This is a genomic window from Afipia broomeae ATCC 49717 (assembly GCF_000314675.2).
GTDB lineage: Bacteria > Pseudomonadota > Alphaproteobacteria > Rhizobiales > Xanthobacteraceae > Afipia > Afipia broomeae.
In genome coordinates this window covers 385,885-398,525 of sequence record NZ_KB375284.1, presented here as the reverse complement: position 1 = coordinate 398,525, position 12,641 = coordinate 385,885, and the positions used below count along the sequence as shown (strand labels likewise).

The 12,641-nt window shown below is 62.8% G+C and carries 13 protein-coding genes; 8 read left to right on the top strand and 5 right to left on the bottom strand.

The features are described 5' to 3' along the window. Positions 1 to 65: 65 nt before the first annotated feature. The 3 genes from HMPREF9695_RS21395 to HMPREF9695_RS21385 all read right to left on the bottom strand — a co-directional run bounded on the left by HMPREF9695_RS21395 (position 66) and on the right by HMPREF9695_RS21385 (position 2,437). Positions 66 to 470: a GFA family protein gene (locus HMPREF9695_RS21395; RefSeq protein ID WP_041713024.1), complete on the bottom strand. Its 405-nt coding sequence runs from the start codon at positions 468 to 470 to the stop codon at positions 66 to 68. Between the two features lie 11 nt (positions 471 to 481). Continuing rightward, positions 482 to 1,285: an SDR family NAD(P)-dependent oxidoreductase gene (locus HMPREF9695_RS21390; RefSeq protein WP_006022991.1), complete on the bottom strand. Its 804-nt coding sequence runs from the start codon at positions 1,283 to 1,285 to the stop codon at positions 482 to 484. A 93-nt stretch (positions 1,286 to 1,378) separates the two neighbouring features. Then, complete coding sequence (locus HMPREF9695_RS21385; RefSeq protein WP_006022990.1) at positions 1,379 to 2,437, bottom strand: polysaccharide deacetylase family protein; 1,059 nt, start codon at positions 2,435 to 2,437, stop codon at positions 1,379 to 1,381. A gap of 206 nt (positions 2,438 to 2,643) precedes the next feature. Here HMPREF9695_RS21385 and HMPREF9695_RS21380 point away from each other — a divergent pair, with 206 nt between their 5' ends. The 5 genes from HMPREF9695_RS21380 to HMPREF9695_RS21360 all read left to right on the top strand — a co-directional run bounded on the left by HMPREF9695_RS21380 (position 2,644) and on the right by HMPREF9695_RS21360 (position 7,462). Beyond that, positions 2,644 to 4,038: an OmpA family protein gene (locus HMPREF9695_RS21380; protein WP_006022989.1), complete on the top strand. Its 1,395-nt coding sequence runs from the start codon at positions 2,644 to 2,646 to the stop codon at positions 4,036 to 4,038. 2 nt (positions 4,039 to 4,040) lie between these two features. Further along, on the top strand, positions 4,041 to 4,337 hold the full coding sequence (locus HMPREF9695_RS21375; RefSeq protein WP_041713022.1) for a hypothetical protein: 297 nt from the start codon (positions 4,041 to 4,043) through the stop codon (positions 4,335 to 4,337). A gap of 6 nt (positions 4,338 to 4,343) precedes the next feature. Beyond that, positions 4,344 to 4,871 carry a DinB family protein gene (locus tag HMPREF9695_RS21370; protein ID WP_006022987.1) on the top strand — a complete coding sequence of 176 codons (528 nt, stop codon included), beginning with the start codon at positions 4,344 to 4,346 and terminating at the stop codon, positions 4,869 to 4,871. A 173-nt stretch (positions 4,872 to 5,044) separates the two neighbouring features. Continuing rightward, positions 5,045 to 6,106, top strand: coding sequence for a lysylphosphatidylglycerol synthase domain-containing protein (locus HMPREF9695_RS21365; RefSeq protein WP_006022986.1), 1,062 nt, complete (start codon positions 5,045 to 5,047; stop codon positions 6,104 to 6,106). Between the two features lie 45 nt (positions 6,107 to 6,151). After that, a complete protein-coding gene (locus HMPREF9695_RS21360; protein ID WP_006022985.1) occupies positions 6,152 to 7,462 on the top strand; it encodes an ATP-binding protein in 1,311 nt (436 codons plus the stop codon). Positions 7,463 to 7,599: 137 nt separating this feature from the next. Here the strand turns inward: HMPREF9695_RS21360 and HMPREF9695_RS21355 are convergent, their stop codons facing one another. Further along, the gene (locus HMPREF9695_RS21355; RefSeq protein ID WP_006022984.1) at positions 7,600 to 8,109 is read right to left on the bottom strand and encodes a GcrA family cell cycle regulator; all 510 of its coding nucleotides are present in this window, start codon (positions 8,107 to 8,109) and stop codon (positions 7,600 to 7,602) included. A 557-nt stretch (positions 8,110 to 8,666) separates the two neighbouring features. On the opposite strand from HMPREF9695_RS21355, the gene HMPREF9695_RS21350 reads away from it, so the two are divergent. The 3 genes from HMPREF9695_RS21350 to HMPREF9695_RS21340 all read left to right on the top strand — a co-directional run bounded on the left by HMPREF9695_RS21350 (position 8,667) and on the right by HMPREF9695_RS21340 (position 12,059). Beyond that, on the top strand, positions 8,667 to 9,887 hold the full coding sequence (locus tag HMPREF9695_RS21350; protein WP_006022983.1) for an aspartate aminotransferase family protein: 1,221 nt from the start codon (positions 8,667 to 8,669) through the stop codon (positions 9,885 to 9,887). Beyond that, entirely contained in the window at positions 9,887 to 10,813 is a 927-nt protein-coding gene (gene argF, locus HMPREF9695_RS21345; protein WP_006022982.1) for an ornithine carbamoyltransferase, read from the top strand. Before HMPREF9695_RS21350 ends, argF begins: the two co-directional genes overlap by 1 nt. A 244-nt stretch (positions 10,814 to 11,057) precedes the next feature. Next, the gene (locus tag HMPREF9695_RS21340) at positions 11,058 to 12,059 is read left to right on the top strand and encodes an Hsp33 family molecular chaperone (protein WP_006022981.1); all 1,002 of its coding nucleotides are present in this window, start codon (positions 11,058 to 11,060) and stop codon (positions 12,057 to 12,059) included. Between the two features lie 46 nt (positions 12,060 to 12,105). On the opposite strand, the gene apaG is transcribed toward HMPREF9695_RS21340, so the two are convergent. Then, positions 12,106 to 12,498, bottom strand: coding sequence for a Co2+/Mg2+ efflux protein ApaG (gene apaG / locus HMPREF9695_RS21335; RefSeq protein WP_006022980.1), 393 nt, complete (start codon positions 12,496 to 12,498; stop codon positions 12,106 to 12,108). Positions 12,499 to 12,641: the final 143 nt, after the last annotated feature.

Here is a 12,641-nt window from a genome sequence, read left to right as displayed (position 1 = left end):
CGACGAAGCAATCCAGCTTTATGAGCACGATGGATTGCTTCGCTTCGCTCGCAATGACGGGTTTCTCAGTCCGGCTGCTTATCGAGCAGCACCGTGCTGTCCGGCAGTTTCAGCCAGTGATGCCGCTGTGATGCCCAGAACAGAATTTGGGGCGCTTTGAGCGATGCATCGGCAAAACATCCCGCGGCGACAATAATGTCGTTCGGCTCTGCTTCGACATAGCTGAAGACATTGGTGCCGCAATTTGGGCAAAAATGACCCTCGTTCCAGCGCCCGGAATCGCTGCCGCCGCGATAGGCGTTGTGCTTGCCTGAAATCGTCACCGCGGCGCGCGGAAACACAGCGGCATAGCTGAACGCGCTGCCGCTGCTGCGCTGGCATTTTGTGCAACTGCAGGCATAGACACCGGATGGTTCGCCCTCGGTCGTGACCGAGAGCTGGCCGCACACGCATGCTGCTGTTCGCGCCATTGTGTTTGCTGTTACTCCCCCGCCACCGGCAGGCTGAGATTGGCGTAGACAATGCCGCCGTCCACCGCGATCGAATTGCCGACCACATAATCGCCGGCGCGCGAGGCGAGATAGATCGCGATGCCGGCCATGTCTTCCGGCCGGCCGATGCGCTTCGACGGAATCGCCTTGGCAACGCTGTCGCCATGATCGCGCGCCGCGGCGTTCATGTCGGACTCGAACGCGCCGGGGCAGATCGCGGTGACATTGATGTTGTCATGGATCAGCTTTGCGGCCATGCGGCGTGTCAGATGGATCACCGCCGCCTTGCTCGCCTGATAGGAATAGGTTTCGAGCGGATTGACCGACAGGCCGTCGATCGATGCGATGTTGATCACCTTGCCGGGCTTGTCCTTCGTGGCGGCCGCGCGCAGCGGCTTCGCCAGCGCCTTGGTGAGGAAGAACAGCGACTTGACGTTGAGGTTCATCACCTTGTCCCAGCCGTTCTCCGGGAATTCATCGAACGGAGCGGCCCAGGCCGCGCCTGCGTTGTTGACGAGGATGTCCAGCTTCGGCTCGCGCTTCATGATTTCTTCGGCGAGCTTGTTGCAGCCCTCGACTGTCGACATGTCGATGGGAAGCGCGATGCACTCGCCGTCATAGGCAGCGGTCAGTTCTTTTGCGGTTTCTTCGCAGGGGCCCGCCTTGCGCGCGGTGATGTAGACCTTCGACGCGCCATAGGCGAGAAAGCCGCCCGCGATCATCTTGCCGATGCCGCGCGAGCCGCCGGTGACGAGTGCGACGCGGCCATTGAGCGAAAACATATCCTTGAACATGATGCCTCCTGTTGCTTTGGCGGCGATATAGCGCCAGCAGCATGGAGCGAGTCAAGGAATGGCGGAAATGCGATATTCTGTTTGAAACGCGTTCTACGCGGCGTCCACGCGGCGGAAGCCGTTCCACATCGCGGTCGCGGCGCCTGACGTCAGCACCGACAGGAAGCGTGTGGTCTGGTAGTTGCCGTTCAGCGAAATGCGCGGCAGGGCCATGAGGTGGTCGGCGTTCTCGGCGAAGATCATGCCGGGACGCGTGGTCACGGCGGTTGCGAAGCCAAGCTCCTTCGCCATCGCGAACTCGCGCGCGGCTGCCGCGGCCTTGTCTCCATAAGGATAGGCAAAATGCCGCGCGGGCTTTTGCAGATGGTCCTCGATTCGCGCGCGGCTCTCTCGCATCTCGCGCAATGCGCCGGCTTCGGTTTCGCGGGCGAGATTGCAATGACCGACGGTGTGCGCGCCGATGCCGACCAGGGGATCGGCGGAAAATGACTTTAGTTCATCCCACGACATGCACAGCTCGCGCGCGATGGCTGAATCGTCCACGCCGTGCCGCGCGCACAGCGCGCTGACTTCGCGCTGCACCTCGGCGTCGCTTCCGAGCGAGCGCAGCCAGTCGTGGGTCTGGTTGAAGGCGTCCTGCTTGGCGGCGGCGTCATGCGCATCGAGCCGCAGCACCCCACCGCCGCGAACGATCTCGATCGTCTCGGCTTTGGCGACGACGCGCTCCAGCGCTTCCCACCACAATCTGCCGGTGCCTTCGGCGAAATCGCTGGCGACATAGACCGTGAACGGCGCGTTGTGGTCGCGCATCACAGGGAGCGCATGGTCGCGGTTGTTGCGATAGCCGTCGTCGAAAGTGAAGCAGGCGAAGCGGCGCGCAAAATCACGCTCAACCATCCGGCGATGCGCTTCATCCATCGACACGATATCGACATCGAGCGCGCGGACATGGGCCAGAACCTCGCGCAGGAAGTCGGGCGTGATTTCCAGATGCCGGTTGGGCTGGAACATGTTGTCGCGCGCCGGGCGAACATGATGCAGCATGAAGATGGTGCCGACGCCCGCCAGGATCGGCCGCAGCACATGGTGCGCCCCGGTGAAATACAGCGCGTCGAGGCCGGCGCGAATGACGTTGTGGCGAAGCTGCTTCATGGCGGCGGGCTCGGGCCGATGATTTCAGGAATCCGGCCCCAAGATTTGGCAGAAACCGTTGAACAAACGGTTATGCGGTTGCTCAAAACAGCCTTGGGCAGGCCCGGAACGGGCCTTCTGCATCCAGCCCGGTTCAGCGGTCATTTCCTGTTTGACACCCTGCCAAGGGTTTGTTTTGTCTCCATTCCGTCAGATGAAGGTCCGGGATGAACCGAATATCCAGTTGGGCAAGAAAATGGTGGCCGGGGTTGATTCCCTTGGGGTTCCTTTGGATCGGCGCGATCTGGACGAATACCTCGCCTCTTGAGACCGATATCGCGTCGCGGGCGACCGCCGCGCTCAAGGACACCATCCTCGACAAGATCCGCATTTCCGTGTCCGGCCGCGATGTCTCGCTGTCGGCGGACGCGTTCTCGGAAGAGGGGCGTCGCAGCGCGGCCTCGCAGGTCGAGGCCGTCGCCGGGGTGCGGCTGCTCGACGACGACACCCGCCTGATCCGCGAAGCCAAGCCGTTCGAATGGTCGATCGAGCGCGACGTGGTCAGGATCACGCTCGGTGGGAATGCGCCGTTGCCCGCGAGCAAGGCGCGGCTGGCGGACGCCGCGCGCGCCGCGGCCGCCGGTACCGAGGTATCGGACCGGATGGATCTGGCGCGGGGCGCCCCGCCGCGGTTCGACGCCGCGGCACTGCTGCTGGTCGAACAGATCGGCAAGCTCAAGGACGGCAAGATCACCCTCAGCGACACCGCCGTCAGCCTGACCGGCATGGCGCGCGAAATCGGCAACCGCGAGGCGATCCTGGCGGCGCTGAAAAATCTGCCCGAAGGCTATTCGGTGAAGGAGAACGCCATCAAGGCGCCGCCTTATATCTTCCGCGCCAACAAGGACCCGGTCGCAAATACCGTCACGCTCGAAGGGTATGTGCCTGACAACAACGTTCATGCCGCCATTGTCGCGGCGGTCGGCCGCAAGTTCTTCGCCGAAAAGCTGGTTGATAATCTGAAGGCGAGCGCCGGTGCGCCGCAGGGATTCCAGAACGCGGCGGTGGCCGCGCTTGGCGCGCTGTCGCGGGTTTCGACCGGCTCGCTGACGATCTCGGATCGTGAGGTGAAGCTGTCGGGCGATGCGCTCTATGCTGTTGCAGCGGATCAGATTCGCGGTGGCATCGGCGGTGAGTTGCCACAGGGCTGGAGCGTAAAGGCGGATGTCTCGGTCAAGCCGGTGGCCAGCGCTGTTGATCCGACGGTTTGCCAGCAACTGTTTTTCGAACTGCTGGGCAAGGCGAAGATCAGGTTCGAGTCCGGCCGCGCCACCATCGACAAGGATTCCATGGGGCTGCTCGACAAGCTCATCGAAACCGCCCTGCGCTGTCCGACCGCCAACATCGAAGTGGCCGGCCACACCGACAGCGACGGCGACAACACCTCCAATATGGCGCTGTCCGAAAAGCGCGCGCAGGCGGTGTCGGAGTATCTGATCAAGGCTGGACTGCCGCCGGACCGGTTGAAGGCCGTGGGCTACGGCAGTTCGCAGCCGGTTGCCGCTAATGATACCGACGACGGCAAGGCCAAGAACCGGCGCATCGATTTCGTGGTTAAATGAGCATGATTTATCTTGCGATGTTCAACTGGGGTTGGGTGCTGGCGTCAGCCGTGGTCGGCCTTGCAATGGGATGGATCGCGGTGGTCCATCGCGGGCGCGGCTGGTCCACGATGACGCTGCGCAAGGTCGCGGTGCTGATCGCGGCGCTCATCCTGGCGTCGGTGTTTCATCTGGCGCCGGGCCGGGCCGGCTACTGGCTCGACCTCGGTCTCGTCATGTTCGCCGCTTATGTTCTCGGTTGCGCGGTCGGCTCGTGGCTCCGCAGTCTTGTGGTCGCGCGGCACACCGCCGCAGGCTGAAGCAAGATGGCAGGCGGCCTGACACGGCAATTCCGGATGTTCGGCCATTACAATGCGTGGGCCAATGCGCGGCTCTATGAGGCCGCCGGTCGTCTCGGCGACGCCGACTACCGGGCCGATCGCGGCGCCTTCTTCAAGTCGGTCCACGGCACGCTGAATCATCTGCTGGCAACGGATCGCATCTGGATGAAGCGGTTCACCGGCGAAGGCGACGCGCCGGACCGGCTCGACGCGATCCTGTTCGACACGTTCGGTGCGCTTCGTGCGGCCCGGGTGGCGGAAGATGCCCGGATCGTCGCCTATGTTGACGGGCTGGATGACACGCGTGTTGCGGGAACGATTTCCTATCGGCGCGTCTCGAGCCCCGAGCATTTCGTGCAGGAACTGGCGCCCGCGCTGGCGCACTGGTTCAACCACCAGACCCATCATCGCGGCCAGACTCATGCGCTTTTGACAGGGCTTGGACAGCCGGGTCCCGAACTGGACCTGCTGTTTTTTCAGCGCGAGCAGATCAAATCGGCGTCATCGCGCTGACATGGTGGCGACACCGTTGCGGTGCAATGGATGGCGGTAGTGTCTCAGTATTCTTAACGTGACTTATGGCTCGCAAATGGGCTCAAATTGGCGATACCGGCTCTCGCGGTCGCCGCGCCGGTCTGCTAGGACAGCACGAGGGATAGTGCGCTTGATCGAATTTTGAGGTCTGGATGCTGGAGACACTGCGCGGGGCCATCGCGTACATGCGCGAGAAGCAAATCCTGCACAAGATTGGTGTTGCGATCAGCATCGCGATCATCGCGACCGCTTGCTACATCCTCTATCACATGCTCGAGGGGCTCGATGTCGATGACCTCTACGAAGCACTGCGCGGCACCGAAATCCGCACCATCGTCCTCGCCGGCCTCTGCGTCGCGGCCGGTTACTTCACGCTGACGTTCTACGACCTGTTCGCGCTGCGCGCCATCGGGCGCGATGAGGTGCCTTACCGGGTTGCCGCCTTTGCCGGATTCACCAGCTACTCGATCGGCCACAATGTCGGGGCCAGCGTCTTTACCGGCGGCGTGGTGCGATATCGGGTCTATTCGGCGTGGGGTCTGTCGGCGGTCGATGTCGCCAAGGTTTGCTTTCTCGCCGGGCTGACGTTCTGGCTCGGCAACGCCGCCGTGCTCGGACTTGGCGTCGCCTATCATCCGGAAGCAGCCGCCTCCATCGACAAGCTGCCGGTCTGGCTCAACCGCGTCGCGGCCATCGGTATCCTGCTTGCCCTGTGTGCGTATGTCATCTGGGTCTGGATGAAGCCGCGCGAAGTCGGCCGCGGAAGCTGGAGCGTATTTCTTCCCGGCGGGCCGTTGACGCTGCTGCAGATCGTGATCGGGATCGTCGATCTCGGGTTCTGTGCGCTGGCGATGTACATTCTGGTGCCGGATGAACCTCATGTCGGGTTCATCGTGGTCGCGGTGATCTTCGTCTCGGCGACGCTGCTCGGTTTCGCCAGCCATTCGCCGGGCGGCCTCGGCGTATTCGACGCCGCGATGCTGGTGGGCCTGTTTCAGTTCGACCGGGAAGAGCTTCTGGCCGGCATGCTGCTGTTCCGGGTGCTTTATTATCTCGTCCCGTTCATTATTTCTGTCATCTTGCTCTCGCTTCGAGAGCTTATTGTCGGTCTTCGGGCGAAGCGAGTCTCAGCGGCCCTGAAACGGCTCGACGACGCGGCGAAGTCTCCGTCGGCCAAGGGGCCGCCTCAGGGATCGCGGTCACCGGTCTCTTAGGGCGGGCTGGCGTCAGCTCGTACGAGAGCGAAACAGGTACGGCGCATGACGATGACGTCTCCAAATTCCGGTTTTGCTCCGTGGTCGGATCGGCTGCGGCGGTCGGCGATCATTCTGATCGCGACGGCGCTTGGCCTCGCGGCTTCGGTGATGTTCGGCGGCCTGACGCTGCCGCAGGCCGGACTGGTGTTTGTGGTGATCGGGGGCGCAGCGCTTGTGCCATGGCATCTGCATCAATCCGTTCCGGCGAACGAAGACTTGATCGGCGCGCGGCCCGCGGAAACGCCGGTGGTGCAGGCGCTGGTCGGCGGGATGCCCGATGCAGCCGTGCTGCTCGACCGCGCCGGGCGCGTGCTGCATTTCAACACCGCCGCCGCGCAACTGGCGCCTGCTTTGCGCAAGAACGAACTGGCGCTGTTCGCGCTGCGCTCTCCCGAGATCATCGCGGCGCTGCGCGAAGCCATCGCCACCCGTCAGCCGCAGCGCGCCAGCTATGTGGATCGCGTTCCGATCGACCGCTGGATGGAATTGATCGTGACGCCGCTGCTGTTGCCGACGGCATTCGGCGGCAGCGAATATTGCATTCTGATGACATTCCAGGATCAGACGCCGCTGCGCCGGGTCGAGGAAATGCGCGCCGACTTCGTCGCCAATGCGAGCCACGAATTGCGCACCCCGCTCGCAGCGCTGTCGGGATTCATCGATACGTTGCAGGGGCCGGCGCGCGAGGATGCCAAGGCGCGCGAACGGTTCCTCGGCATCATGCACGCGCAGGCGACGCGCATGGCGCGGCTGATCGACGATCTCTTGTCTCTGTCGCGGGTCGAGCTCAGCGCGCATGTGCGGCCCGAAAAGCTGGTCGATGTGGTGCCGCTGGTGCGTCAGGTGGTCGATGGGCTGGAGCCGCTGGCGAGCGAGCGTCAGGTTGCCATCGATGTCGAACTTCCTCACGAGCCGGTTGTCGTCGCCGGCGACAACGAGGAATTGCTGCGCCTGCTGGAAAACCTGATCGAGAACGGTCTCAAATACGGCGCATCCGGCGGACGCGTCGTGGTGTCGCTGACCGAACCTGCGCCCCATGACATCGGTGAAATTCGCCTAGCGGTGCGCGACTTTGGCCCCGGCATCGCGCCGGAGCATTTGCCGCGCCTGACCGAGCGGTTCTATCGCGTCGATGTCGGCGACAGCCGGGCGCAGGGCGGCACCGGACTGGGCCTGTCGCTGGTCAAGCACATCCTCAACCGTCATCGCGGGCGGCTCCTGATCGAGAGCGTTCCCGGTCACGGCGCGACCTTCACCGCATGCTTTCCGACGACGAAGACTCCTGCAGGCGACAAGATTGCAGCGAAAGAGTAAGGGCGATTTCAGTCCGGCGCATTTTCGCCGCACGATCACAAAGCCGCCTTTTGCGGCAAGGTTCGCCGCCACTTCGCAACAAAAAAAGCCTCATCGGATCGATGAGGCTTTTTCGCTATTTATGAAAGGATTTCCGCCTACTTCGTGCTCGGCCGCGAGGTGCGGCGGCGATCGGAGGCCGGCTGATAGGCAACGCGTGAGTGATGCGCGCAGTATGGCAGGCTGGTCAGCGACTTGCCGCCGCAGAAGAAGAAATCCGGGCTGCCCGGATCGCCGACAGGCCAGTGGCAAGTGTTCTCGTTGAGCTCCAGCAGGCTGAGGCGCTGGCTCATCGGCACCACGTTGTCATAGGCGATCGGATCCGGCTCGGCTTCGACCTCAAAGGCGTGGGCCAGCGCGGTGTTACCGCGCGACACCGGACGGCTGATCCGCATCATATGCTGCGCCGGACGCACCTTGCGCTGCCGGGGCGCCGCGGAAGACGGGCTCTTGGCCCGGCCGGAGAGACCCAGCCGGTGCACCTTGCCGATCACGGCATTGCGGGTGATGTTTCCGAGCTCGGCAGCGATCTGGCTTGCCGAAAGCCCGGCTTCCCAAAGCTTTTTCAACTGTTCAACGCGATCGTCGGTCCAGCTTATTACCGTCATCGCACTCTTCCTTTTGATATCGCGCCGGCCATTTTCGACGCGGCGTCGCGATTGCAAACCGTCCAAAATCCCTGTCGGCAGAATCCCTTAGCCCTCGCCGGTTGCATAAAAGCGACCGGGCGTTTACGCCGTACCGAAGACAATCGAGGATCAGAACCGCCGCACGAGATGTCGTACCCAACGTCAGGGATGCTACAATATGGCGTGACTCACGCGCAAGAGTCGGGCATGCCGCGTCCACATGTTCCAGCCAAAAATCAAATAAATTCGATGTTTATGCGATGCTGCAAATCGCGGCTTTCTTGACCGCGCAGGCAGTTTCAACGCTGGAACAGGTGCAAAAACGCCGGAATATGCTTCAGTTGCAGCAACAAACGGGCTGCCCTTGCGGCCCGCAGAAGGGCCCGCGTGGATTGACACAACAGGGTCCACCAATAGAATAACCGCCACGTGCCGCCTTTTTCGGGCGGCACGTTTCGTTTCCGGGGCAGGCAACTGAGCGACGAGCGCTGATGCGGTCGCGCCGCTGCTGACCCCTCACCATCGATCAGGTCGCCATGAGCCAAAGTGTCAAACCGCATCTCGACTCTCACATGTTGCCGGTTTTTGCCCGCGCCGACGTCGCTTTCGAGCGCGGCGAGGGGCCATGGCTGATCGCGACCAATGGCGACCGCTATCTCGACTTCACCAGTGGTGTGGCGGTGAATGCGCTCGGTCATGCACATCCGCACCTGGTCGCTGCCGTGCAGGAACAGGCCGCGAAGCTGTGGCACGTCTCGAACCTTTTCACGATTCCGGAAGGTGAGCGGCTGGCGACGCGGCTTTGCGACGCGAGCTTTGCCGACGTGGCGTTCTTCTGCAATTCCGGCGCGGAGGCGATGGAAGCGTGCATCAAGATGGCGCGCAAGTTTCAGGCGGTGAACGGCCATCCGGAGCGGTATCGGCTGATCACGTTTGAAGGCGCGTTTCACGGCCGCACGCTTGCGACGCTCGCGGCCGGCGGGCAGCAGAAATATCTCGAAGGTTTCGGGCCGCGGGTCGAAGGTTTCGATCAGGTGCCGCTCGGCGATCTTGAGGCCGTGAAGAAGGCAATCGGTCCCGAGACGGCGGGTGTCATCATCGAGCCATGGCAGGGCGAAGGCGGCGTGCGCGCGGCCGACCCTTCTTTCTTCCGCGCGTTGCGGCAGCTTTGCGACGACAACAAGCTCGTTCTGGTATTCGACGAAGTACAGACCGGCATGGGTCGTACGGGCAGCCTCTTCGCTTACGAGAAGACCGGCGTTGAGCCCGATATCATGGCGCTGGCAAAGGCGCTTGGCGGCGGCTTTCCGATCGGTGCGTGTCTGGCCACGGCGGCTGCCGCTGCGGGCATGACCCCGGGCACCCACGGCTCGACGTTCGGCGGCAACCTGCTTGCAGTGGCCGCAGCCAACGCCGTGCTCGATGTGATGCTGGCGCCGAAGTTTTTTGAGAATGTGCAGCGTTCGTCGCTGTTGCTGAAGCAGAAACTGGCGTCGATCATCGACCGCTATCCCGACGTGGTCGATGAAGTCCGCGGCGATGGCCTGCTGATCGGCCTGAAAGCGGTTGTGCCTGCCGGTGATCTCGTCGCAGCGCTTCGCAGCGAAAAGCTGCTCACCGTCGGCGCCGGCGAGAACGTCGTGCGATTGCTGCCGCCGCTGATCGTCACCGAGGCTGAGATCGAGGATGCGGTGTCACGTGTCGAGCGTGCTTGCGCCAAGCTGACCCGAACGCCCGCGCGGCGCGAGGCGGTGTGATGAGCAAGTCTCCCCGACATTTCCTCGACCTGTTCGACGTGCCGACCAGGGACTTGCGGACGATCCTCGACGCCAGCATGGCGATGAAGAAGAAGCGCAAGGCCGGGGACATTTCCGACAGGCCGCTGGACGGCAAGACGCTTGCGATGATCTTCGACAAGCCGTCGACGCGCACCCGCGTTTCGTTCGATGTCGGCATGCGCCAGCTCGGTGGCGAAGCCATCATGCTGACCGGCGCTGAGATGCAGTTGGGCCGCGGTGAAACCATCGCCGATACCGCGCGCGTGCTGTCACGCTTCGTCGATGCGATCATGATCCGCATTCTCAACCACGAGGCGCTGGCCGAACTCGCGGCGCACGCAACCGTACCTGTGATCAACGGTCTGACCCGGCGGTCGCATCCCTGTCAGGTGATGGCCGACGTGATGACCTTCGAGGAGCATCTCGGCCCGATCAAGGGACGCACGGTGGCCTGGACCGGCGACGACAACAACGTGCTGGCGTCGTGGGCGCATGCCGCGGAGCGGTTTGGATTCAACCTTCGTGTTGCGACGCCGCCGGAGCTGGCGCCCAACAAGCTGCTGAAAGACTGGATCAAGGCGGCAGACGCGCCGGTCGTGCTCGGCACCAAACCCGAGGAAATGGTGCGCGGCGCCGATTGCGTGGTGACCGACACCTGGGTCTCGATGGGCGACAAGGAAGGCGAGCATCGCCATAACGTGCTGAGGCCCTATCAGGTCAATGAGAAGCTGATGTCGCTGGCCAACCCCGGCGCCATCTTCATGCACTGCCTGCCGGCACATCGCGGCGAGGAAGTCACCGATGAAGTGATCGACGGCCCGCAGTCGGTGGTGTTCGACGAGGCGGAAAATCGTCTGCACGCGCAAAAGGGCATTCTGGCCTGGTGCCTGCACGCGATCGGCTAGGCCTGATCACAAAACGGATTGTCGAAGGGTCGTGCTCCGCGCGAAATAGCCCTTGTTCGCGGCGTTCCGGCGGTTTCTCCGCTGGCTTGTGTTCCCGATCCACTCCCTTTTTTGCGGAACAAGGCACCCTATATTGTGCGGACACCTCGCTTGATCCATCATTGCCCTGGGGCCGGAAGTCAGACCGTCATGGTTTGTGCTTTTCGCTGCGGCAATTCGTTTCCTTGAAAAGAATGCGTCCGACATGACTCTCGAAAGCCAAATCCGTGCTCCCTCCGCAACGCCGGTGGATGATGCTGTGCTGCCCTTTGAAGTCAGCGCGCTGGACGTGCGCGGCCGGTTGGCGAAGATGGGCCCGACGCTCGATGAGATTTTGACCAAGCACGACTATCCGGCTCCGGTCGGCAAGCTGCTTGGCGAAGCCATCGTGCTCACAACACTGCTCGCTTCGACGCTCAAGTTCGATGGCCGCTTTATTTTGCAGACCAAGACCGATGGTCCTGTGTCGATGATCGTCGTTGATTTTCAGGCGCCGAACCGGCTGCGTGCCTATGCGCGCTTCGATGCAAGCAGGCTGAAGTCCGGCCAGGACTCCGCGGCGCTGCTCGGCCAGGGGCATCTTGCCATGACCATCGATCAGGGTGCCGAGATGAGCCGCTATCAGGGCCTCGTTGCGCTGGAAGGCGGCAATCTGGAAGACGCCGCGCATGAATATTTCCTCCGTTCGGAGCAGATTCCGACGCGGGTGCGGCTCGCGGTCGGTGAGGAATTCCGCAGTGGTGATGGTCCGAAACACCGGTGGCGCGGCGGCGGCATGCTGATGCAGTTCCTGCCCAAGGCGCCCGAGCGCGCGCGTCAGCCCGACCTGCACCCCGGCGATGCCCCCGAGGGCGCGGTCAAGCATGACCTGCCGGAAGACGATGCGTGGGCCGAGAGCCGGTCGCTGTTCGGTACCATCGAGGATGTCGAACTGATCGATCCCGATCTTTCGGGCGAGCGTTTGCTGTTCCGGCTGTTTCACGAGCGCGGAGTCCGGGTGTTTCCGACGCAGGCAGTGCGCGCGCAGTGCTCATGCTCGCGCGATGCCGTGGCCGGAATGCTGAAAAGTTTCACCCCGCAGGATCGCGCCGACATGGTCGAAAACGGCAAGGTGGTCGTGACCTGCGAGTTCTGCAGTTCGGTATATGAGTTTACGCCGGATGAAGCAGGCGTCGAGCCGGTGTCCAATCAGGGGGCGGCTGACTAGAGGCTGGGCCGGTCTCGCGGCTGCCCGCCTTTGGCTTATGGATGCTCTAGTTCAGCGTCCGCTTGTAGCTCGGACTGTCGAGCGAGAACGCCGGGATGTCGATATCGAACGGCTCGCCGTTTTCGGTTACCATCTGATAGCTGCCGGTCATGAATCCGGAGGGTGTCTGAAGCGGCACCCCGCTGGTGTACTCGAACCGTTCACCCGGCTCGAGTACCGGCTGTTCTCCGACCACACCCTCGCCGTTGACTTCCTGGCTGCGGCCGGCGCCATCGGTAATGATCCAGTGACGCCTCTTGAGCTGGACGGTTTCGCTCCCCGAATTGACGATGGCGATCGTGTAAGCCCAGAAAAAACGGCCGTCTTCAGCCGACGAGCGTTCGGGTAGGAAGCTCGGCTCGACGATGACTTCAATCTGGCGGGTCACGGCGCGATACATGGTGTCCGTCCACAATGGGTTGCAGAATAGCAGACCTCTCATCCCTTGCGTAGGCACCAATAATTGATGCTTGCGGCGGCCTGTCCAGGATACGACATCGTACCGATCTTTGTTTCAACAACGTTGCCATCCAGCATTCTTCC